Below are 22,369 nucleotides of genomic sequence, written 5' to 3'. Positions count from 1 at the left end.
GCTCCGTTCCCGTCAATTCGCGACGAACGGTGACGGAGTGCGTGCGTTATGTGATGTGCTGGGGATCGGCGCTGACAGCAGGCACGCCGCTGCCGGCGCACCGATGACGCATGACCATCGACGATCACCACCGGCCGTCGGCCCGTTCGGCGCGTACGGCCGCCGATCCGATCGTCCATCGACCATCGGCTGTTGTCCCGGGGGACTCGAGGGAGGGAATCGGTATGGGGGCGGAGCACATCCGGCGGTGGGAGTCGGGTGCCCTCGCGCACGCCGTCTCCGACCCCTTCGGGCAGGGCCCCCTGCCCTGGCTGCGCGGCAGCGAGAACTACTTCGACGCCAACGGGCACGTCGTCCCCTGGTACGCCGCCCCCGCCCTGGGGAGCTACTACACCGACGGCGGCACCCGCACCGCCGACGACGTGCACCGCCAGATCAAGGGCTTCATCTCCACCGGCGCCGCGGCCCCCGGCGAGGCAATCGACTTCCACGTCACCGTGGATCCACCGCAGCAGTTCTCCGTGGACGTCTACCGCATCGGCCACTACGGGGGCGACGGCGCCTGCCAGATCACCACGAGCCCCCGGCTCTCCGGGATCGTCCAGCCCGCCCCGCTCACCGCCGACCGCACCGTCTCCTGCCACCACTGGTGGCAGTCCTGGCGGCTCCAGATCCCGAGCTACTGGTCGATCGGCGCATACGTGGCCGTGCTCACCACCGCGGACGGCTACCGCTCCCACATCCCGTTCACGGTCCGCGACGACCAGCCCGCCGATCTGCTGCTGGTGCTGCCGGACATCACCTGGCAGGCGTACAACCTCTACCCGGAGGACGGGCACACCGGCGCCAGCCTCTACCACGCCTGGGACGAGGAGGGCGGCCTTCTCGGCGAGGAGGACGCGGCGATCACCGTCTCCTTCGACCGCCCGTACGCCGGTGCCGGCCTGCCGCTCCACGTCGGCCACGCGTACGACTTCATCCGCTGGGCCGAGCGGTACGGCTACGACCTCGCGTACGCCGACACCCGCGACCTGCACGCGGGCCGCGTCGACCCGTCCCGGTACCGGGGCCTGGTCTTCCCCGGCCACGACGAGTACTGGTCGGTCCCGATGCGTCGTACCGCCGAGCGCGCCCGCGACGGCGGCACCTCCCTGGTCTTCCTCTCCGCCAACACCATGTACTGGCAGGTCAGCCTCTCCCCGTCGCCGTCCGGCGTGCCCGACCGCCTGCTCACCTGCCGCAAACGGCGCGGCCCGGGGAAGCCCGCGCTCTGGCGCGAGATCGACCGGCCCGAGCAGCAACTGATGGGCATCCAGTACGCGGGCCAGGTCCCCGAACCACACCCCCTGGTCGTACGGAACGCCGAGCACTGGATCTGGGAGGCCACCGGCGCCGGGGAGGGCGACGAGCTCGCCGGCCTGGTCGCGGGCGAGGCCGACCGCTACTTCCCGCGCACCGCGCTCCCCGAGCACGAGAGCCGCACCCTGCTCGCCCACTCCCCCTACCTGGACGGCGACGGCGTCCGGCGCCACCAGGAGACCTCCGTCTACCGGGCACCGTCCGGGGCGATCGTCTTCGCCTCGGGGACCTTCGCCTGGTCCCCGGCGCTGGACCGCCCCGGCCATGTGGACCCCCGCATCCAACGGGCCACCGCCAACCTCCTCGACCGCATCTGCAAGCGCGATTAGGGGCCCTGTCCGAGCGGCGGGTCCGCGCGCCGACTGCCGCGCCGGGCCCCCGCGCCGCACCGCCGCGCCCGATACGGGAGAATCGGAACCACTCCTGGATCAACCTACGCGGAGGCAGCGTGTCCGGATTTGTAGAAAAGCCCGAGCCGGTGGAGGTGCCGGGCCTTACCCACCTGCACACGGGCAAGGTGCGCGACCTGTACCGGAACGCGGCGGGCGATCTCGTCATGGTCGCCAGCGACCGCATCTCCGCGTACGACTGGGTCCTGCCGACCGAGATCCCGGACAAGGGCCGGGTGCTCACCCGGCTGTCGCTGTGGTGGTTCGACCAGCTCTCGGATCTTGTGCCGAACCATGTGCTGTCCACCGAGCTTCCCGCCGGGGCGCCCGCGGACTGGGCGGGCCGCACCCTGGTCTGCCGGTCGCTGCGGATGGTTCCGGTCGAGTGCGTCGCCCGCGGCTATCTCACCGGTTCCGGGCTCACCGAGTACCAGCAGTCCCGCACGGTCTGCGGGCTGTCGCTGCCCGAGGGCCTCGTCGACGGCTCCGAGCTCCCGGAGCCGATCTTCACCCCGGCCACCAAGGCCGCGGTGGGCGACCACGACGAGAACGTGAGCTTCGAGGAGGTGGCCCGCCAGGTCGGCGCGGACACTGCCGCCCTGCTGCGCCGCACCACGCTCGACGTCTACGGCCGGGCCCGTGACATCGCCCGCGAGCGCGGCATCGTCCTCGCCGACACGAAGTTCGAGTTCGGCTTCGCGCCCACGGCCGACGGCGGCGAGGAGCTGATCATCGGGGACGAGGTGCTGACCCCGGACTCCTCGCGCTTCTGGCCCGCCGCCACCTGGGAGCCGGGTCGCGCCCAGCCCAGCTACGACAAGCAGTTCGTACGCGACTGGCTGACCTCCCCGGCCTCCGGCTGGGACCGGAAGAGCGAACAGCCGCCGCCGGCCCTGCCGCAGGAGATCGTGGACGCGACCCGGGCGAAGTACCTGGAGGCGTACGAACTCCTCACCGGCATGTCCTGGCAGTAGACCTGTCTCGGTCCCGAGACCCGCACCGGGTGCTCCGCGCCCCGCGTTCCACGTGTCGCATCCTGCCGAAGCGTGGAGCACCCGGTGCGGAGCACCTCGCCTCCCCTGCGGCACCTCCGCCGCAACACGAAGAAGCCCCCGACCGAAAGTCGGGGGCTTCTTGCTGAACCGAGCGGACGACCAGGTTCGAACTGGCGACCTCAACCTTGGCAAGGTTGCGCTCTACCAACTGAGCTACGTCCGCAAGCGCCGAAGCGCGAGACCTACTATACCCATCCTCGGCGCCGTGCGAGACGCACTGCGGCATGTCGGTTCTCCGCGCCGAGCTTCGAGGCGGCCGAGGAGAGGTAGTTCCGCACCGTTCCCTGCGAGAGCGAGGCCCGCTCGGCGACCTCGGCGACGGGCGCCCCGTCCGCCGCCAGCGCCAGCACTTCGGCTTCGCGCACGGTCAGCGGAGACTCCCCCGCCGAGATCGCATCGGCCGCCAACTCCGGGTCCACGTAACGGTTTCCGGCATGTACGGTGCGGATGATCCCGGCCAGCTGCCGGGCGCTCACGGTCTTCGGGACGAAGCCCCGCACGCCTGCCGCGAGCGCCCGCTTGAGGTGTCCGGGCAGACCGTGGCTGGTCACGATCATCGTTCGGCAGTCGGGCAGTTCGGCCCGCAGTGATGTGGCGACACTCACACCGTCGGCGCCCGGCATCTCCAGGTCGAGCACCGCCACATCGGGCCGATGGGCGCGGGCCATGGCCAACGCTTCCGGGCCGGTCGCCGCTTCCGCGACCACCACGAGGTCGTCCTCCAGGGCCAGCAGCGCGGCCAGCGCTCCCCGGATCAGGTGCTCGTCGTCGGCGAGCAGCACCCGTACGGTCGTCATCGTCCTTCTTCCTGGAGCGCGGGGAATCTCTCGGCGTCGGGCGCACCGCCGCGGGCGGTGGGCACTTTCGCGGCGAGCGGGATCGTCGCGGTCAGGCGGAACCGCCCGTCCCCCACCGGGCCGGCCTCCAGCGAACCGTCGAGCGAGCTCAGCCGTTCCCGCAGCCCGGCGAGCCCGGAGCCGCCCGGGACCGGCCCGGGGCCCGCCCCGGTCTCCCCGGCCCGGGCGCCGTCGTTCTCCATCCGCAGCACGGCCGCGTCCTCCGAAGTGCTCAGCCGGATCACGCAGTGGCTCGGGTCGCCGTGCCGCAGCACATTGGTCGCCGCCTCCCGGACGACCCAGCCCAGCGCCGACTGCACCGGGGCGGGCAGCGACTCGCCGGACTCCCCCGTCACCTCGCACTCGATCCCGGCCGCGTCCAGCACGCCACGGGCCCCGGCGAGTTCCGCGCTCAGATCGGCCTCCCGGTATCCCCGTACGACGTCGCGCACCTCCTGCTGCGAGGTACGCGCGATCCGCTGCACCTCGACCATCTGGTCCACCGCCTCCGGTCTGCCACGCTGGGCCAGCTCCACGGCCAGCTCGCTCTTCAGAGCTATGACGGCGAGGTTCCGGCCCATCACGTCATGGAGGTCCCGCGCGAACCGCAGCCGCTCCTCGGCGACCGCGAGCCGGGCCTGGAGGTCGCGGGCGTCCTCCGCCTGCCACATCACCTTCAGGCTCCAGGCGCTGGGCCGGATGGAGACCAGCGCCATGCCGCTGCCGAAGAACGAGACCGGCACCACCGCGAGCAGCGCCCCGCCCCGGAGCCCGGCCGCGGCCAGGACGGCGGCGCTCAGGGCCATGAAGGAGGCCGACTGGATGAGGAAGGTCCGGACGGGGACCAGCAGCGTCTGGGTGAGCGCGAACGCGATCGGCGCGTTCATCGCCATGAGGAGCAGCCCGGAGCCGCTGATCCCACCGGTCGCGGCCAGCGCGGCCAGCAGCCCCAGGTCCACCAGGAGCAGGATCAGCGGGGGCAGTTGGCGGCTGCGGGGAAATTCGGCGATACCGAGATAGTGCTCGTACGACAGGTCCACATTGCGGTTGCTGAGCAGGCACTGGATGAGGGACACGAGCAGCAGTGCCACACCCAGCGCGATCGGCAGCGGTGCCTGGCGGATGTCCGCCTTGAAGGCGACCAGCTGCCACGACAGGGTGAATATCCAGGGCATGACCCGGATGGTCCACCGCGAGTAGAGGTCGATCCGCTCCAGCTTGCTGCGCCGCTGCCAGCTGCGGCGCCATCTGCGCACGGGCATCGGCACACCACGTCCCTTCTCAGCGCCGCGGTTCCCAGCGGAACCGGTGTCGCACAGCAAACACGGCGATCACGGTCCAGGCCAGCCCGGTCCCGGCGGCCATCAGCGCTTCGGAGCCGTCGGCCCCACCGAGCCACCCGGTTCGGACGAGCGTCATCGCTCCGGTCAACGGCAGGAGTTCACAGACCGCCGCCATCCGGTCGGGCAGGACGTCCAGCGGGACGAAGAGCCCCGACCCCATCATCGATATGAAGAACAGCGGGAGGGTGGTCAGCTGCGAGGTCTGGACGGTGCGGGTCACCGCGGAGGTGAGCGCGGCCAGCGCCGCCAGCAGCACGACGCCCAGCAGCAGTCCCGCCAGGAGCAGTTCGGGCCGCCGGGGCGCGGCGAGGCCGAAGAAGGCAGTCCCGGCCGCCACGATCACCGCCGTCTGCGCCAGGGCGAGCGCGGCCGAGGGCAGGGCCGTACCGACGAGGATCTCCCGGTCCGTGACCTCGCCGGTGCGCAGCCGCTTCAGGACCAGGTCCTCGCGCCGGGCCACGTAGGCCGAGACCAGGTTCATGTAGACGGCCTGCAGCAGCACGATGCCGATACCGCCGGTGAGCGCCGCCCCGGCGACGCTCAACCCCGTCCCGTCGAGGACGGACTCCTTCATCGCCGACTTCATCGCCAGGACCACCGCGGCGGGCATCAGCAGGGAGACGAGGATCGCCGTCCTGTTCCGGGCGAGCAGGGCGGCCTCGGCCCGCCCCAGGGCGGCCAGCCGCCCCCGGAGCGTCGTCGCCGGTGCGGCCGTCGCGACGGGCACGGACGGGGCGCTGTCCGGTGCGTTGGTCAGGGTCGTCATGACGCGGTCACCTCTTCGGGCTGCGACGCGCTCTGCGCGATGTCGAGGAATGCTTCTTCGAGCGAGGCCGACCTGGCGTCGAGGCCGAGCAGCCGCACGTCCGACTCCCGGGCCCAGGTCAGCAGTTCGTCCAACGACTCCTGGAGGCGCTGGGTACGGATCTCGATCCGGCCGCCCTCCGCGGCGGCCCGCAGCCCCAGCGGCAGTCGCGCCGCCGGCACTCCGTCCGGGAGCCGGAACCGGATGCGGGCGGGGCGGGCGGCCGTCACCTCGGCCGGGGTGCCCGCCGTCACGACACGGCCCCGGTGCATGATTGCCAGCCGGTCGGCGAGCGACTCGGCCTCCTCCAGGTAGTGCGTGGTGAGGAGCACCGTCGTGCCGCTCTCGCGCAGCTCGCGCACCAGCTCCCAGGTGTCGCGCCGGCCCTCGGCGTCCAGCCCGGTGGTCGGCTCGTCCAGGAACAGCACCTCGGGCCGCCCCAGCAGGGCCAGCGCCAGATCGAGGCGGCGCCGCTCGCCACCGGAGAGCTGTTTGACCCGCACCCGGGCCCGGTGGCCGAGCCCGACCAGCCCCAGCGCCTCGGCGACCGGACGCGCGCCGCTGGTGCAGCCCGCCCACATCCGGACCGTCTCGGTGACCGTCAGGTCGGACGGGAAGCCGCCCTCCTGGAGCATCACCCCTATCCGCGGCCGGACGGCGGCCCGCTCGCGGAACGGGTCGTGGCCCAGCACCCGCACCGCACCGGCATCGGGCACGGCCAGCCCCTCCAGCAGCTCGACGGTGGAGGTCTTCCCCGCGCCGTTCGTCCCGAGCAGCGCGAAGAGCTCGCCGCGCGCCACCGAGAAGGAGACGCCGGACACCGCCTCGAAGTCGTCGCCGTAGCGCCGCCGCACGCCGTCCGCCTCGATCACGGGCTCGCCTGGATTCTTGTCGGTCGGGCCCACAGATTTCCGGTCGCTGGTCATGCCTACAGACTTCCGCCGGACCACCGCCGGGATCAGTGCGAACTGTCATCACTGCCCATGACAAACGTCATGTGACGAGCGGCACAGCCACGGGAAGAAGAACGGTGGGACGCCGCCCTCGTGATCGCGAAGCCGCAATGTGCGGTGTGGGACTGTGCCGATGTCGCCGAGCTGTCGCGGTTCCACCAGTTGCTTCTCGGCGGCGTGGTGGACAGAGAACACCGCGGTGCCGACAGAGGCAGAGGCCGCCGTCACGGGTCGTGCGGATTACCGGCGGGACGGCGTCCCGCACCGCAATACGACGAAGGCCCTGACTGATATCAGCCAGGGCCTTCGCTTCGTTCAAGAGCGGACGACGAGATTCGAACTCGCGACCCTCACCTTGGCAAGGTGATGCTCTACCAACTGAGCCACGTCCGCATTACTTGCCGCTCATTGTACTCCCCGAAAGGAGAACCGTTGTGCGGCACGTGCATCACTCTACCCGATCCACCGGAGTGGTCGATAAGAGCGATGCGGAGCGGGTGACAGGAATCGCACACTGCGCCTTCCCCCTGGAAGGGAGATGTTCTACTACTGAACTACACCCGCACGCTCCGTGAGGTTTGGCTTTGCGGCCTTGCCCCTCGGCGTGATCCAGACTTTAGCCGATCAGCGGGGGTGCAACGCAAGTCGGTGCCCGCGAGGCCCCCGAAACGCCCCGATGCCCCACCCCGGACACACCCCGGCGACCGGCCGGAAGCCCGGGCGACGGGCGTCGGTGCCGGGGCTCCGCGCGGGGCCCCGGCACCGATGGCCGGTCAGCTCGCCTCGCGGAACGCCTCGTAGACCTTCTTGGGGATGCGGCCGCGGGCCGGCACCTCCATCCGGTGGGACCGGGCCCAGGCGCGCACGGCCGCCGGGTCGGGGGCGAGTGAGGTGTGCCGGTAGGACGCGGGGACCTTGCCGTGCTTGCCGGCGTTCGACTGCTTGCGCCCCGCCGCCACGTACGGCGCGAGGACCTTGCGCAGTTTCTTCGCATTGGCGGGATTGAGGTCGATCTCGTACGACTTCCCGTCCAGGGCGAAGGAGACCGTTTCCGCCGCGGCTCCCCCGTCGATGTCGTCGGAGAGCGTGACCACTACGCGCTGAGCCACGGATATCGGTCCTTTCCTACGGTATCGGCACCGTCCTGCGTGCGCCGATGCCGGCCTTCCGGCTGGTAGGCGGATACGGGGCCGGCGGGCTGCCGACCGTTTAGGGCAATGCTGCATTCCCCGGTAATCATTTGTACAGCGGCGGGCACCGCATTGGAAGCCCACGCAAATTACCTGCGCGTGTCAGCCCCGTATGCATACGCTGTCCCTGCATACCCGCTCATGCATACCTCGTATACGCACCTCGTATACACACCTCGCATACGGGTCGCCTTCCATGCCTACCAGCGGCTTCCGCGCAACACCGGTGGAGATTCTTTTTGCAGGACTTTCCCCGGCTGTTGTCGCATCCGATATCCACACGTGATCTACGACTCGTTCCGCGGCTCCTTCTGCGACCGCTTCTGCGACTGCTTCTGCGGCCATCCATATCTACCCGCGTAGAATTTCTGGGCAGGTAGGCTGAGGGGACCTGCGGGGGTCTGGGGAACCCCCCGGAGAAACAGCCGCACCACACCACCACCGGGAGTGCCAGTGGCACGCGTCGTAGTCGACGTCATGCTCAAGCCCGAGATCCTCGACCCGCAGGGACAGGCGGTGCAGCGCGCACTGCCCCGTCTCGGCTTCGAGGGAATCGCGGACGTACGTCAGGGAAAGCGTTTCGAGCTGGAGGTCGAGGGGCCGGTCGATGATGCCGCCCTCAGCCGTATTCACGAGATGGCCGAGACTTTCCTCGCCAACACCGTCATCGAGGACTTCACCGTGAAGGTGGAGAAGGCCGAGGAGTCGAAGTGACTGCTCGTATCGGAGTCGTCACCTTTCCCGGCACGCTCGACGACAAGGACAGCCTGAGGGCCGTACGGGTCGCGGGCGCCGAGCCGGTGTCGCTGTGGCACCGCGACAAGGACCTGCACCAGGTCGACGCGGTCATCCTGGCGGGCGGCTTCTCCTACGGCGACTACCTGCGGGCCGGTGCCATCTCCCGCTTCTCGCCGGTCATGGAGACCGTCATCGAGCAGGCGAAGGCGGGCATGCCGGTCCTCGGCATCTGCAACGGCTTCCAGATCCTGACCGAGGCGCATCTGCTGCCCGGCGCGATGCTGCGCAACAACCACCTGCACTTCATCTGCCGCGACCAGAAGCTGCGCGTCGAGAACGCGGGGACGGCCTGGACCTCGGACTACGCCCCGGGCCAGGAGATCTCCGTACCGCTCAAGAACATGGACGGGCGGTACGTCGCCGACGAGCGCGTGCTCGACGAGCTGGAGGCGGAGGGCCGCGTCGCCTTCCGCTACCTGGACATGAACCCGAACGGCTCGCTGCGCGACATCGCCGGCATCACCAACGCCGCGGGCAATGTCGTCGGCCTGATGCCGCACCCGGAGCACGCCGTCGAGCCGCTGATCGGAACCGGCCGCACCGACGGCCTCGGGTTCTTCACCTCGATCATCAAGAAGCTGGTCAACGCATGAGCCTGGATACGGTCAAGCACGCGGCCGAGACCCCGGACACCGAGCAGCCCTGGAAGGAGCTCGGCCTCAAGGAGGACGAGTACGCCCGGATCCGCGAGATCCTGGGCCGCCGTCCCACCGGCGCCGAGCTCGCCATGTACTCCGTGATGTGGTCCGAGCACTGCTCCTACAAGAGCAGCAAGGTCCACCTCAAGCAGTTCGGCGAGAAGGTCCCCGCCAACGACGCGATGCTCGTCGGCATCGGCGAGAACGCCGGTGTGGTCGACGTCGGCCAGGGGTACGCGGTCACCTTCAAGGTCGAGTCGCACAACCACCCCTCGTACATCGAGCCCTACCAAGGTGCGGCCACCGGCGTCGGCGGCATCGTCCGCGACATCCTCGCCATGGGTGCCCGCCCGGTCGCGGTCGTCGACCCCCTGCGGTTCGGCGCGGCCGACCACCCCGACACCAAGCGCGTCCTGCCCGGTGTCGTCGCGGGCATCGGCGGCTACGGCAACTGCCTGGGCCTGCCGAACATCGGCGGCGAGGTCGTCTTCGACGCCTGCTACCAGGGCAACCCGCTCGTCAACGCCGGCTGCATCGGCGTGATGAAGCACGAGGACATCCACCTGGCCAAGGCGTCCGGCCCCGGCAACAAGGTGATCCTCTACGGCGCCCGCACCGGTGGCGACGGCATCGGCGGCGTCTCCGTGCTGGCCTCGGAGACCTTCGAGTCGACCGGTCCGGCCAAGCGCCCCGCCGTCCAGGTAGGCGACCCGTTCCAGGAGAAGCTCCTCATCGAGTGCACCCTGGAGATCTTCAAGGAGAAGCTCGTCGCGGGCATCCAGGACCTCGGCGGCGCCGGGCTCTCCTGCGCCACGTCCGAGCTGGCGTCGGCCGGTTCCGGCGGCATGCGCGTCGAGCTGGACACCGTGCCGCTGCGCGACTCCTCGCTCTCGCCCGAGGAGATCCTCATGAGCGAGTCGCAGGAGCGCATGTGCGCGATCGTCGAGCCGCAGCACGTGGACCGCTTCCTGGAGATCTGCGAGAAGTGGGACGTCATCGCCACCGTCATCGGTGAGGTGACCGAGGGCTCCCAGCTGGAGATCTTCTGGCACGGCGAGCAGATCGTGGACGTACCGCCGCGGTCCGTCGCCCACGAGGGCCCGACGTACCACCGCCCGTTCGCCCGCCCCTCGTGGCAGGACGCGCTCCAGGCCGACGACGCGGGCAGGCTGGCCCGTCCGGCGAACGGCGCGGAGCTGCGCGAGCAGGTCCTCAGGCTGGTCTCCTCCCCGAACCAGGCGTCGAAGTCCTGGATCACCGACCAGTACGACCGGTTCGTGCAGGGCAACACCGTGCTCGCGATGCCCGAGGACGCCGGCATGGTCCGGATCGACGAGGAGTCGAACCTGGGCGTGGCCATGGCGACCGACGGCAACGGCCGGTACGCCAAGCTCGACCCGTACACCGGCGCGCAGCTCGCGCTGGCGGAGTCGTACCGCAACGTCGCCGCCTCGGGCGCCAAGCCGCTCGCGATCTCGGACTGCCTGAACTTCGGTTCGCCGGAGGACCCGGACGTGATGTGGCAGTTCGCCGAGGCCACCCGGGGTCTGGCGGACGGCTGCCTGGAGCTGGGGACGCCGGTCACCGGCGGCAACGTCTCGCTGTACAACCAGACCGGTGAGACGGCGATCCACCCGACGCCGGTCGTGGCCGTACTCGGTGTGATCGACGACGTCACGCGGCGGACGCCGGTCGCCTTCGCGCAGGAGGGCCAGCTCCTCTACCTGCTGGGCGACACGCACGAGGAGTTCGGCGGCTCGGCCTGGTCCGAGGTGATCCACGGACACCTCGGCGGCATGCCGCCCAAGGTGGACCTGGCCCGCGAGAAGCTGCTCGCCGAGATCCTGATCTCGGCCTCCCGCGACGGCATGATCGACGCGGCGCACGACCTCTCCGACGGCGGTCTGATCCAGGCGGTCACCGAGTCCTGCCTGCGCGGCGGGAAGGGTGCCCGGCTGGTCGTGCCGGACGGGCTGTCCGCGTTCACCTTCCTCTTCTCCGAGTCGGCGGGGCGCGCGGTCGTCTCGGTGCCGCGGAGCGAGGAGCTGCGGTTCAACGACATGTGCGGGGCACGGGGTCTGCCCGTCACCCGGATCGGTGTCGTGGACGGCGAGGAGATCGAGGTCCAGGGCGAGTTCGGCATCCCGCTGAGCGAGCTGCGCACCGCGCACGAGGAGACCATCCCGGGTCTGCTCGCCTGATCCGCCTCCGTTCCTGACGGCTACGGCCCCGCCCTCCAGGGGTGGGGCCGTATGCGTACGGCCGTTCAGCGGTGGAGCGGCACGGACACGAGCGCCTGCGGGTCCTTCTTGCGTTCGTTCTGGTCCTCCTGGTCCTGGTGGTCCTGCTGGTCCTGGTGGGACGGCAGCCGGGTCGCCAGTACGGCCGCCAGGAGCATCAGTCCGGTGGCGGTCCAGAAGACCACGTTCGTCGAGGTGACGAAGGCGTCCAGCGCCTGGCGGCGGGCGTCGCCGGTCAGCCGGCCGATGCCGCTGGTCATGCCGCCGGGTCCGTGGGCCGCGTAGACCCTACTGAGTACGGTGCCGAAGAGCGCGGCGCCCAGCGCGCCGCCGAGGGTCTGGAAGAACCGGACGCCGGTGGTGGCCACGCCCAGCTGCTCGGCGGGGGCGATGTCCTGGACCAGCTGGATCAGCTGTCCCACGAGCTGTCCGAAGCCGATGCCCATCAGCAGCAGCGCGGCGCGGACCGTCCAGAGGCTGGTGTCCACGGAGAGCGTGGCGAGCAGCGCCAGGGCGGCGGAGGCGCTGACGGTGCCGCTGACGACGAAGGCCTTCTGCGACCAGCCGGCCGTGGTGAGCCGGTCGGAGAGCAGCCCGATGCCCGCCATGCCGATGGCCATCGGGACCAGGTAGAGCCCGGCCGACGAGGCGGCGATCCCCCGGACGACCTGGAGGTAGATCATCACGTAGACCATCGAGCCCATCATGGCCGCGCCGACCAGCCCCTGGACGGCGAAGCCGTACCGGATGCCGCGGATCCTGAACAGGCCGAGCGGCAGCACCGGTTCGGCGGCGGTGGCCTGGCGGCGTACGAAGAGGGCGAGCGCGGCGACGGACGCCAGGACGAGGCCGACGACCTGCGGGGACGTCCAGGCGTACTCCTTGCCTCCCCACTCGGTGACCAGCAGCAGCATGGTGGAGAAGGCGGCCGCCAGTCCGGCGCCCAGGAAGTCGATCGCCCGGCGGGTGGTCCGCGCGGGCAGCCTCAGCACCCGGACCGCCGCGGCCAGGACGACGAGGCCGACCGGCAGGTTGACGTAGAAGATCCACCGCCAGTCGGCATGGTCGGCGAGGGTCCCGCCGAGCCACGGCCCGAGCGCCATCCCCGCCCCCGCGACGATCCCGCCGATGCTGCCGCCCTTGCCGCCGCTGCCGCCGTCCTCCTTCGCGGGGTCCTTGAGCTCCCGCAGCACGACCATGGTGACGCTCATCAGTCCGCCGCCGCCGACGCCCTGGAGCGCTCGGGCGGCGATCAGCCAGCCCATGGAGCCGGCCATTCCGCACAGCGCCGACCCGGCGAGGAAGGAGGCGACGGCCCCGATGAAGACCTGCTTGGCACCGAGTACGTCGCAGAGCTTCCCGTACAGCGGCAGCGCCGCGGTCGCGGCGAGCTGGTAGGCGGCGATCAGCCAGGGGATCTTGTCGATGCCGTGCACCGGGTCGAGGTCCCTGACGATCGGCACGGTCGCCGCCGAGACGATGTTCGTGTCGAGCACGGCCAGCAGGATCGTGGCGACGCAGAGCACGAACCCGATGGTGCGTTGGCGGTCGGTCATGACGGTCGGTCCGGATGCGGACATGACGGATTCCCCCCTCAGGGCGGCGCGGCGCCGCCGTGGCAGGGCACCACCATGACCCAAGAAAATATAGTGAGTCAAGAATTTATCTTGGATTAAGATTCATCCTGGTACAGTGCTGCCATGACCGAGGGGATGAGCCTGCGGGAGCGCAAGAAGCTCCAGACGCGGCACCGCCTGCTGGCCGCGGCCGGCGAACTCTTCACCGAGCGCGGCTTCGACAACGTCTCGGTCGCCGAGATCGCGGAAGCGGCCGAAGTCTCGAAGATGACCGTCTTCAACTACTTCGCCAGCAAGGAGGACCTGGTCCTCTCCCCCCTGGCGGAGCATGTCGGCGACGTCGCGCGCGTGGTCCGGGAACGGGCCCCCGGCGAGTCCGCCCTCGCGGCCGTGCTCGGGCAGTTCCTGGCCGGGGTGGCGGACCGCGATCCCTCGATCGGGATGAGTGACGCGCCGGTGCCGCTCAGTGTGCGCCGGCTGATCGTGGAGACCCCTGCGCTGCTCACCCGGGCGCACGCGTTCTCCATGCGCTCCTTCGACCTGCTCGCCGAAGCCCTGGTCGAGGAGGGGCAGGACCCGCACATCGCCCGGATCGCGGCCGCCCAGCTGATCGCCACCCGCAACAGCCTCATCCACGCGAACCAGGTCCGGCTGCTCGCGGGCGAGCCGGCGGACGCGATCGCGCCGGACGCCGTGGCGCTGGCCGAGCGCGGCTTCAGCCTGCTCGCCGCCGGTCTGGCCGACTTCGCGGTCCGGCCTCCGGCGCACGAGGACGCCCGGACCCCGTAGCCCTGCGACCCCGTAACCCCGGACCCCTGCGGCCTGATGACCTCGGCCATAATCCGCCGAGCACGCCCCGATCCCCCGGACACGCCCTAAGCTCCCGCTCATGCAGCCGCCCCGGAAACGCGCCCGCCGCTACGACCCGGCCAGGACCCGCGCCGCGGTCCTCGCCCAGTTCGCCCAGGTACGGGAAGCCGTGCGCACGCTGACGCCCGAGCAGCTCGCCCGGCCCACCCGGCTCGGCGACTGGACCGTGCGCGATCTGGCCGCCCACCTCACGCTGGCGGTCTCGGCCGTCCCGCGCTCCCTGGAGCTGCCGGAACCCGCCGCGGGGACCCCGGTCCTGGCGCTCGTCGAGTGGCCGTTGGCCACCGCGGACCTGGCGGCCGGCATCGCCGACGACACCAAGAAGCTCGCCCTGGACCACCCCGACCTGGAGGCGCTGTACGCGCGGACCGCGGAGCGGTTCGACGAGGTCGCGCCCGGGGCCGACGACGAACGGCTGCTGCCGACGCGGGTCGGGGCGATGCGGCTGGCCGACTTCCTCGTCACCCGCACCGTCGAGCTGGTCGTGCACACCGACGACCTGAACGAGGCGACCGGGCTCGACATCCCGTACGACCGGCAGGCGCTCGCCGCCTGTACGCGCCTTCTCGCCGACGCCCTCGCGCAGAAGGCGCCCGGCGGCTCCGTCGAGGTGCGCGTGCCGCCGTTCGCGGTCGTCCAGTGCGTACCGGGCCCCCGGCACACCCGCGGCACCCCGCCCAACGTCGTCGAGACCGACCCGCTCACCTGGATCCGGCTCGCCACCGGGCGTACGGAGTGGGCGCGGGCCCTCGACGGGGCGAAGGTCGACGCCAGTGGGGAGCGGGCCGACCTCGCCGCGCTGCTGCCCCTGATGGGCTGAGCGAAGGCCCGGGGAACCGGCGCACGGGCCGCGCCGTCCCAGCGCCATGCGCACCCGCCGAACGACCCCGCCCCCGGGAACGGCCGCGGCCGCTCTCGCCTCCCTCGTCCTGCTCACCCTCACCGCCTGCGGAACCGAGCGGACCGACGGCCCCGGAGCGGCCGGCGCCGTCGCCCCGCCCTCCTCACCCGCCACCCCGCTCACCGGCACCACCTGGACCGTGGCGTCCCTGAAGTCCGGCCCGGACGCCCCGCACCGGCCCCTGCCCCCGGGTGCGGAGGGCGAGGCCCGGCTGACCTTCGGCGAGGACGGCTCCGTCCGCGGCACCCTGGGCTGCAACTCGGTCCGCGGAACCGCGAGGATCAGCGGCTCCACCATCACCTTGGGCCCGCTGGAAGGCACCAAGATGATGTGCCCCGACCCCCGGATGGAACTGGAGCGCACCCTGATGACGATCCTGGACGGGCGAACGACGTACCGGACCGGTCCGCGCACCCTCACCCTCACCGCGGCGGACGGCGGGGCGTTCACCGCCACGGCAGGGAAACCCGCCGCCACCCCCGCTCCCTGAGCCCCTTGGCCCCTCGGGCCCGGACCTCGCGGTGTGAGGCTCGCCACGAAACGCGCGTTCGGTCGGCCCGTGCGCCGGACCCCCGGACGCCTCACCGAGCGCCACCACCCCGGCCCGCCGACGCCGAAAGCAGGGTGGCCGGAACTCGACGGTAACCGGGCCCTGATCCGGGCGCTCACCGCTCCGTGGCCCGATCGGCCCCCCTCCCACGACCCACCGGATGTCACGCGGAGTGACCGACCGGAAGGGGGGCGGGGCCGCCGCCCGGACCGCTTCCACGGTGGTCCGGCCCGCTGTCCCGAATTCGGACCAGTGGTCGATCTCGCCTACACTCGGTGGCGTGCCTCGTGGTGATGGACGACTCAACCACGACCTGCTCCCCGGAGAGAAAGGCCCCCAGGACGCATGCGGCGTCTTCGGTGTCTGGGCTCCGGGCGAAGAGGTCGCCAAGCTCACCTATTTCGGACTGTATGCCCTGCAGCACCGTGGACAGGAGTCCGCGGGCATCGCAGTGAGCAACGGGTCGCAGATCCTGGTCTTCAAGGACATGGGACTGGTCTCGCAGGTCTTCGACGAAACGTCTCTGGGATCGCTCCAGGGCCATATCGCGGTCGGTCATGCCCGCTACTCCACCACCGGTGCCTCGGTGTGGGAGAACGCGCAGCCGACGTTCCGTGCCACCGCGCACGGCTCGATCGCCCTGGGTCACAACGGCAACCTGGTCAATACGGCCCAGCTCGCCGAGATGGTCGCCGAGCTGCCCCGCAGGGACGGCCGCGCCACCCAGGTCGCCGCGACGAACGACACCGATCTGGTGACCGCCCTGCTCGCCGGCCAGACCGGGGAGGACGGTGAGCCGCTCACCATCGAGCAGGCCGCCGCGAAGGTGCTCCCCGATGTGCGGGGCGCCTTCTCCCTCGTCTTCATGGACGAGCACACCCTCTACGCCGCCCGTGACCCGCAGGGCATCCGCCCGCTGGTCCTCGGCCGGCTGGAGCGCGGCTGGGTGGTGGCCTCCGAGTCCGCCGCCCTCGACATCTGCGGCGCCAGCTTCGTCCGCGAGATCGAGCCGGGCGAACTCGTCGCCATCGACGAGAACGGCCTGCGCACCTCGCGATTCGCGGAAGCGAAGCCGAAGGGCTGCGTCTTCGAGTACGTCTACCTGGCCCGCCCCGACACCGACATCGCCGGGCGCAACGTCTACCTCTCCCGGGTGGAGATGGGCCGCAGGCTCGCCGCCGAGGCCCCGGTCGAGGCCGACCTGGTGATAGCGACGCCGGAGTCCGGCACGCCCGCCGCCATCGGATACGCGGAGGCCAGCGGCATCCCGTTCGGCGCCGGACTGGTGAAGAACGCCTACGTCGGCCGCACCTTCATCCAGCCGTCCCAGACCATCCGGCAGCTGGGCATCCGCCTCAAGCTCAACCCGCTGCGCGAGGTCATCAAGGGCAAGCGCCTGGTGGTCGTCGACGACTCGATCGTCCGCGGCAACACCCAGCGCGCGCTGGTCCGGATGCTCCGCGAGGCCGGTGCCGCCGAGATCCACATCCGGATCTCCTCCCCGCCGGTCAAGTGGCCCTGCTTCTTCGGGATCGACTTCGCGACCCGCGCCGAGCTGATCGCCAACGGCATGTCCGTCGAGGAGATCGGCACGTCGATGGGGGCCGACTCGCTCGCGTACATCTCGCTCGACGCCATGGTCGAGGCGACGACGATCGCCAAGCCGGACCTCTGCCGCGCCTGCTTCGACGGCGAGTACCCGATGGAGCTCCCCGACCCCGAGCTGCTCGGCAAGCAACTGCTGGAGACCGAACTGGCGGCAGGCCCGGCGGCGACCGCGGCGTCCGACGCGCTGCGCCGCCCGTGACGGCTCCGCCGTACACCCCCGGCCACCAGCCCCGTATCTCCACACGAAAGATCCCAGGCCATGTCTGAGACAACAGGTGCTTCCTACGCGGCAGCGGGCGTCGACATCGAGGCCGGCGACCGCGCCGTCGAGCTGATGAAGGAGTGGGTGAAGAAGACGCAGCGCCCCGAGGTCGCGGGCCTCGGCGGCCTCGGCGGCTTCGCCGGCCTCTTCGACGCCTCGGCGCTCAAGCGCTACGAGCGTCCGCTGCTCGCCTCCGCCACCGACGGCGTCGGCACCAAGGTCGACCTCGCCCGCAAGATGGGCGTGTACGACACCATCGGCCACGACCTCGTCGGCATGGTCGTCGACGACCTGGTCGTCTGCGGCGCCGAACCGCTCTTCATGACCGACTACATCTGCGTCGGCAAGGTGCACCCCGAGCGGGTCGCGTCGATCGTCAAGGGCATCGCCGAGGGCTGCGTCCTCGCGGGCTGCTCCCTGGTCGGCGGCGAGACGGCCGAGCACCCCGGCCTCCTCGGCCCGGACGACTTCGACGTCGCCGGTGCCGGTACGGGCGTGGTCGAGGCCGACCGGCTGCTGGGCCCGGACCGTATCCGCGAGGGTGACGTGGTGATCGCCATGGCGTCCTCCGGACTTCACTCCAACGGGTACTCGCTGGTCCGGCACGTGGTCTTCGACCGGGCCGGCTGGTCGCTGGACCGCCAGGTCGAGGAGTTCGGCCGCACGCTGGGCGAGGAGCTGCTGGAGCCCACCCGGATCTACTCGCTGGACTGCCTGGCGCTCACCCGCACCACCGAGGTGCACGGCTTCAGCCACGTCACCGGCGGCGGCCTGGCCAACAACCTGGCCCGGGTCATCCCGGACGGTCTGCACGCCCGGGTCGACCGCTCCACCTGGACGCCCGGCGCGGTCTTCGACCTGGTCGGCCGCACCGGACAGGTCGAGCAGCTGGAGCTGGAGAAGACGCTGAACATGGGCGTCGGCATGATCGCGATCGTCCCCGCCGACTCCGTGGACGCCGCCCTCACCACGCTGGCCGACCGCGGGGTCGACTCCTGGGTCGCGGGCGAGATCGTCGCGCGCGGGGAGCACACCTCGGGCGCCGAGCTCGTCGGCGGGTACGCCCGCTAGGTCCCCACCGCTCCCCCGACCGCCGTACGGCCGACAGGCCCCGGCGGCCGGGGGACGGCGGAAGCCGTTCACCCGCCCCGGACCGGAGCAACACAGAACCCGGTCCGGGACAGGCCCGGACCGGGTTGATGTGTCAGCGCGAGGTCAAGCGCCGCGGCGCTGTGACGACGGACCGGACTTGTCGTCCTCGTCCTCGTCCTCGTCGTCGTTGTACAGATCCGCGTACTGTGCGTACGGGTCATCCTCTTCGTCGTCCTCGAACGGCTCCGCGTTCGGTGGCTGACTAGAAGGTGATGCGCCCAGCTCATTGGCCAGACGCGACAGGTCAGTCCCGCCGGTGCTGTACTTCAGCTGGCGGGCGACCTTGGTCTGCTTGGCCTTTGCCCGGCCGCGCCCCATGGCTCGACCCCCTCGGTGACGGGGCTCGACGGCCCCAGAGTCTTGACACGCGTTCATGTTTCAGCACGGACTCTCGGCTGAGAGACCGCGCCCGTAGGGCTTCAACGGTACCTGCTTCCGTGGCCATACGGTACGCCGCCCGCATCACGCGCCCCGGAAGCAGACCCGCGAGGAGCCCCGTCCTCGCTGGTCAACTGCGATTTTAACCTCTTCTTGGCATACGACCCGCCGACCGGCGTGAGTCTTCTCTCGCCGGCCGACGGGTCGGTGGACCACAGGTGTCACGGAGGGTGTCGCGATCGTGTCGCGACATGCGGTGCGGACGCGGGGTGACGCGTCCGGCACCGTCAGCGGCGGCGGGCCTCGGCCATCCGCTGCTCGGCGATCCGGTCGGCCGCCTCGGCCGGCGGGATGCCGTCCTCCTTCGCACGTGCGAATATCGCCAGCGTGGTGTCGAAGATCTTCGACGCCTTGGCGCGGCACCGGTCGAAGTCGAAGCCGTGCAGCTCGTCGGCGACCTGGATGACCCCGCCCGCGTTCACCACGTAGTCGGGTGCGTACAGGATCGACCGGTCGGCGAGGTCCTTCTCCACGCCGGGGTGCGCGAGCTGGTTGTTGGCCGCGCCGCACACCACCTTCGCGGTGAGCACCGGGATGGTCTCGTCGTTCAGCGCGCCGCCCAGTGCGCACGGGGCGTAGATGTCGAGGCCCTCGGTACGGATCAGCGCGTCGGTGTCGGCGGCGACCGCGACCTCGGGGTGGCGCTCGGTGATCCGGCGCACGGACTCCTCGCGGACGTCGGTGATCACGACCTCCGCTCCGTCCGAGAGCAGGTGCTCGACCAGGTGGTGCCCGACCTTGCCGACGCCGGCGACCCCCACTTTTCGGCCACGCAGCGTCGGGTCGCCCCAGAGGTGCTGGGCGGAGGCCCGCATGCCCTGGAAGACCCCGTAGGAGGTGAGCACCGAGGAGTCGCCGGCACCGCCGTTCTCCGGCGAGCGGCCGGTGGTCCAGCGGCACTCGCGGGCGACCACGTCCATGTCGGTGACGTACGTGCCGACGTCGCAGGCCGTCACGTAACGCCCGCCGAGCGAGGCCACGAACCGGCCGTAGGCCAGCAGCAGCTCCTCCGACTTGATCCGCTCGGGGTCGCCGATGATGACGGCCTTGCCGCCACCGTGGTCGAGCCCGGCCAGGGCGTTCTTGTACGACATGCCGCGCGCGAGGTTCAGCGCGTCCGCGACGGCCTCCGCCTCGGAGGCGTACGGGTAGAAACGGGTGCCGCCGAGGGCCGGGCCCAGGGCGGTGGAATGGAGGGCGATGACGGCTTTGAGCCCGCTGGCCCGGTCCTGGCAGAGCACGACTTGTTCGTGGCCCCCCTGCTCCGAGTGGAACAGGGTCTGCAGAACGTCGACGGGCGCGCCGGTCACATCGGTCACTGTGGTGACTCCCAAGTACGAAGCGGCGACGACCCTCCTGAAGGTGGGGAGGGCCGCGGTCGGGCCGGCACACGGCCGGTCCGACCGGGCACGAGCGTATGTCCTGCGAGGACGCGGTTCGGCCGTGGTGCCCGGGATCACCCCCCTGCGGAGTACGCGCGTGACACGATCTGCTGCATGTCGGTGGTGTCTTCGGTACTCGTCCCCTATGCGGCCTATCTCCGGGTGTACGAGCCGCTGGCCGCCTTCCCGGAACCCGAGCGGGCGCACTGGGCGCGGTACGCGGTGCGGCCCGGGACGCCCACGGCCCAGGACGAACTGCGCCGTTCGCTGGCCGACTTGGCGGCCACCCCGCCCGCCGTCGTGCCGGCGCACGAGAGCGGGGACGCGTTCGTCGCGGAGGTCGACGGGGTGGTGTGCGTCTGCCCGTGGCGGACCCGGCTGCGCGGCTGGCTGGCGATGGAGGGGCTGGTCGAGCTGTTCCCCGCGCCGGTGCTCGACACGGTGCTGCCGCCGGTGGTGCGCGGGCAGGCGATGGCGGACCACGAGCGGTGGGCGGAGCGGAATCCGGACGCCCGGCCGTGGATCCGTACCGCGCTGTGGCAGGTGCCGGTGCGGTGGTTCGTGCTCTTCTCCGACGAGGAACGGGAGCACACGGCGGGCGGGGACGGCGCGGTGCCGGTGCTGCGGTACCGGACGCCGATGGTGCAGGCCCGCCGTCGGCTGGCCCGCGGGCTGAAGGCGCTGCGGGAGTCGATGGCGGAGGGCCCGCTGACCGAAGGGCTCGTCGACGTGGGGCGCTGGCTGGAGGAGTTCCACCCGCGGGCGCTGGTCGAGCTGGACTACGGCGGCCTGGTGCACGCGCTCCCGGCGGAGCACCTCGCCGCGGACCGGTCGGCGGCCGACGTGGCGGAGGGCATCGCGGCGCTGCGGGCCGGGGACGCCGAGGTGGCGAGCGAGGCGTACGGACGGCTGGCCGAGCGCTGGCGCGCGGTGAGGGACCGTCAGTTCGCGAACTGACGGGCGCCGGACGAGCGGCCCGGAGCGGCCTCGCCCGGGCCGCGGGCGGGCGCGGGCGGGCGATCGGGTGGGCCCCTGCCGGGCTGTGGACGGGCCGACATCCGCAGGTGTCGACGTGTTCACTGTGATCAGTGAGGCTGAAGAGGCAGAATCACACTTCTGCGACCGCAGGACCTACGTCCTGAACCGGGCCTTTGACTCAAGCGTGATGGACGGCACTAAATGGGCTCTTGCGCCGTTCCCCACCCCTCATGCCAAAATAGGACAAGGACCCCGGGGTGGGTTCTCTCCGTCCAACTAAGGGCGGAATGCTCTGCATTGCACGCTATGGGGGGTCTGATGGCTCCTGATCGCTCTGTGACTGATCGTCACTGCGGGGTGACTGTCCGCTATGGCATGGTCCATCGGCTTCCGTCGCTGATGAACACCTGGGAGGGCAATTCCATCGGTTTGGCCGACGTGGCTGGACGGATGGTGTAGTTGTAGTGCCGAGGACAAGCCGTTCGTCCTATAACCGACTCGGCCCGCGTCCGCCATTTCGGGCAACGCGGGTCAAGGTGCAGAATTTAGAGGAAAGAACCGAGATGGTTCGGTTCTCCCGAGGAGGCCGCTCATGACCGCTCGCACCCCTGATGCCGAGCCGCTGCTGACCCCGGCTGAGGTTGCCACGATGTTCCGCGTGGACCCGAAGACGGTTACCCGTTGGGCCAAGGCCGGCAAGCTCACGTCCATCCGCACGCTCGGTGGACACCGCCGGTACCGCGAGGCAGAGGTCCGCGCACTGCTTGCGGGTATCCCGCAGCAGCGCAGCGAGGCCTGACACACCCCCTGCCACGCCGCTACATCCGGGCCCTCCGAGTCCCCCAACTCGTACGGGCCCACCCATAGCTCCACATGACGGGCGCCTGCCCCAACGGGCGCCATACCTGTGAAATACGGGTGCGTCGTTCGATCGCGCTGGACTCCGCCGGGTCCAGCGCGATCTTTTTTGTGCCCGCACGGTCACCGGACACCCCGGCCGCCGGAGCGTCCGCCGAGGGGCCTTCAGGGCCGCCACAGCAAACCG

General features: G+C 71.0%; 20 protein-coding genes and 3 tRNA genes. 12 read left to right on the top strand and 11 right to left on the bottom strand.

The genetic code is table 11. The features are described from left to right. Positions 1-224: 224 nt before the first annotated feature. Positions 225-1,688 carry a N,N-dimethylformamidase beta subunit family domain-containing protein gene (locus ACWC97_RS29070; protein WP_352279803.1) on the top strand — a complete coding sequence of 488 codons (1,464 nt, stop codon included), beginning with the start codon at positions 225-227 and terminating at the stop codon, positions 1,686-1,688. Between the two features lie 119 nt (positions 1,689-1,807). Further along, positions 1,808-2,722, top strand: a complete 915-nt coding sequence (locus tag ACWC97_RS29065) for a phosphoribosylaminoimidazolesuccinocarboxamide synthase (RefSeq protein WP_352279801.1) — start codon at positions 1,808-1,810, stop codon at positions 2,720-2,722. A gap of 171 nt (positions 2,723-2,893) precedes the next feature. On the opposite strand, the gene ACWC97_RS29060 is transcribed toward ACWC97_RS29065, so the two are convergent. The 8 genes from ACWC97_RS29060 to ACWC97_RS29025 all read right to left on the bottom strand — a co-directional run bounded on the left by ACWC97_RS29060 (position 2,894) and on the right by ACWC97_RS29025 (position 7,849). After that, a tRNA-Gly gene (locus ACWC97_RS29060) sits at positions 2,894-2,966 on the bottom strand. A gap of 22 nt (positions 2,967-2,988) precedes the next feature. Beyond that, on the bottom strand, positions 2,989-3,600 hold the full coding sequence (locus tag ACWC97_RS29055) for a response regulator transcription factor (protein WP_352279800.1): 612 nt from the start codon (positions 3,598-3,600) through the stop codon (positions 2,989-2,991). Continuing rightward, positions 3,597-4,901, bottom strand: a complete 1,305-nt coding sequence (locus ACWC97_RS29050; protein WP_450652463.1) for a sensor histidine kinase — start codon at positions 4,899-4,901, stop codon at positions 3,597-3,599. The genes ACWC97_RS29055 and ACWC97_RS29050 overlap by 4 nt, the downstream gene beginning before the upstream one ends. Before the next feature lie 19 nt (positions 4,902-4,920). Further along, complete coding sequence (locus ACWC97_RS29045) at positions 4,921-5,748, bottom strand: ABC transporter permease (RefSeq protein ID WP_450652461.1); 828 nt, start codon at positions 5,746-5,748, stop codon at positions 4,921-4,923. Next, entirely contained in the window at positions 5,745-6,713 is a 969-nt protein-coding gene (locus ACWC97_RS29040) for an ABC transporter ATP-binding protein (RefSeq protein WP_352279797.1), read from the bottom strand. The genes ACWC97_RS29045 and ACWC97_RS29040 overlap by 4 nt, the downstream gene beginning before the upstream one ends. Positions 6,714-7,060: 347 nt before the next feature. After that, positions 7,061-7,133: transfer RNA gene (locus tag ACWC97_RS29035), tRNA-Gly, on the bottom strand. A gap of 99 nt (positions 7,134-7,232) precedes the next feature. After that, positions 7,233-7,304: transfer RNA gene (locus ACWC97_RS29030), tRNA-Gly, on the bottom strand. A gap of 209 nt (positions 7,305-7,513) precedes the next feature. Then, positions 7,514-7,849: a histone-like nucleoid-structuring protein Lsr2 gene (locus ACWC97_RS29025; RefSeq protein WP_352279795.1), complete on the bottom strand. Its 336-nt coding sequence runs from the start codon at positions 7,847-7,849 to the stop codon at positions 7,514-7,516. Positions 7,850-8,383: 534 nt separating this feature from the next. Between ACWC97_RS29025 and purS the strand changes: the two genes are divergently transcribed. From purS to purL, 3 genes are read left to right on the top strand one after another with little or no spacing between them, the layout of a single operon-like run. Beyond that, positions 8,384-8,644, top strand: a complete 261-nt coding sequence (gene purS, locus ACWC97_RS29020) for a phosphoribosylformylglycinamidine synthase subunit PurS (protein ID WP_176729353.1) — start codon at positions 8,384-8,386, stop codon at positions 8,642-8,644. After that, on the top strand, positions 8,641-9,321 hold the full coding sequence (purQ, locus tag ACWC97_RS29015) for a phosphoribosylformylglycinamidine synthase subunit PurQ (RefSeq protein ID WP_352279793.1): 681 nt from the start codon (positions 8,641-8,643) through the stop codon (positions 9,319-9,321). The genes purS and purQ overlap by 4 nt, the downstream gene beginning before the upstream one ends. After that, on the top strand, positions 9,318-11,567 hold the full coding sequence (gene purL / locus ACWC97_RS29010; RefSeq protein WP_392281446.1) for a phosphoribosylformylglycinamidine synthase subunit PurL: 2,250 nt from the start codon (positions 9,318-9,320) through the stop codon (positions 11,565-11,567). Before purQ ends, purL begins: the two co-directional genes overlap by 4 nt. A 65-nt stretch (positions 11,568-11,632) precedes the next feature. Here the strand turns inward: purL and ACWC97_RS29005 are convergent, their stop codons facing one another. Continuing rightward, positions 11,633-13,186 carry an MFS transporter gene (locus tag ACWC97_RS29005; protein ID WP_450652458.1) on the bottom strand — a complete coding sequence of 518 codons (1,554 nt, stop codon included), beginning with the start codon at positions 13,184-13,186 and terminating at the stop codon, positions 11,633-11,635. A 120-nt stretch (positions 13,187-13,306) separates the two neighbouring features. On the opposite strand from ACWC97_RS29005, the gene ACWC97_RS29000 reads away from it, so the two are divergent. The 5 genes from ACWC97_RS29000 to purM all read left to right on the top strand — a co-directional run bounded on the left by ACWC97_RS29000 (position 13,307) and on the right by purM (position 18,445). Continuing rightward, positions 13,307-13,972: a TetR/AcrR family transcriptional regulator gene (locus ACWC97_RS29000; RefSeq protein ID WP_450652456.1), complete on the top strand. Its 666-nt coding sequence runs from the start codon at positions 13,307-13,309 to the stop codon at positions 13,970-13,972. Between the two features lie 100 nt (positions 13,973-14,072). Next, positions 14,073-14,873, top strand: coding sequence for a maleylpyruvate isomerase family mycothiol-dependent enzyme (locus ACWC97_RS28995; protein WP_352279787.1), 801 nt, complete (start codon positions 14,073-14,075; stop codon positions 14,871-14,873). Positions 14,874-14,919: 46 nt separating this feature from the next. After that, the gene (locus ACWC97_RS28990) at positions 14,920-15,444 is read left to right on the top strand and encodes an META domain-containing protein (RefSeq protein WP_450652454.1); all 525 of its coding nucleotides are present in this window, start codon (positions 14,920-14,922) and stop codon (positions 15,442-15,444) included. 340 nt (positions 15,445-15,784) lie between these two features. After that, positions 15,785-17,311, top strand: coding sequence for an amidophosphoribosyltransferase (gene purF, locus ACWC97_RS28985; RefSeq protein WP_352279784.1), 1,527 nt, complete (start codon positions 15,785-15,787; stop codon positions 17,309-17,311). Positions 17,312-17,371: 60 nt separating this feature from the next. Further along, complete coding sequence (gene purM / locus ACWC97_RS28980) at positions 17,372-18,445, top strand: phosphoribosylformylglycinamidine cyclo-ligase (protein ID WP_352279783.1); 1,074 nt, start codon at positions 17,372-17,374, stop codon at positions 18,443-18,445. A gap of 144 nt (positions 18,446-18,589) precedes the next feature. Here purM and ACWC97_RS28975 read toward each other — a convergent pair whose 3' ends face one another. Further along, entirely contained in the window at positions 18,590-18,844 is a 255-nt protein-coding gene (locus ACWC97_RS28975; protein WP_148837076.1) for a DUF3073 domain-containing protein, read from the bottom strand. A 347-nt stretch (positions 18,845-19,191) separates the two neighbouring features. Continuing rightward, positions 19,192-20,283, bottom strand: a complete 1,092-nt coding sequence (locus tag ACWC97_RS28970; protein WP_352279780.1) for a Leu/Phe/Val dehydrogenase — start codon at positions 20,281-20,283, stop codon at positions 19,192-19,194. 177 nt (positions 20,284-20,460) lie between these two features. Between ACWC97_RS28970 and ACWC97_RS28965 the strand changes: the two genes are divergently transcribed. Both ACWC97_RS28965 and bldC read left to right on the top strand, forming a co-directional pair. Continuing rightward, entirely contained in the window at positions 20,461-21,303 is an 843-nt protein-coding gene (locus ACWC97_RS28965) for a hypothetical protein (RefSeq protein ID WP_450652451.1), read from the top strand. Between the two features lie 613 nt (positions 21,304-21,916). Further along, positions 21,917-22,123: a developmental transcriptional regulator BldC gene (gene bldC, locus ACWC97_RS28960; RefSeq protein ID WP_003949541.1), complete on the top strand. Its 207-nt coding sequence runs from the start codon at positions 21,917-21,919 to the stop codon at positions 22,121-22,123. The last annotated feature ends 246 nt before the right edge of the window (positions 22,124-22,369 follow it).

The organism is Streptomyces sp. NPDC001108 (assembly GCF_053598535.1).
This window is presented reverse-complemented; position numbering and strand designations above follow the sequence as displayed.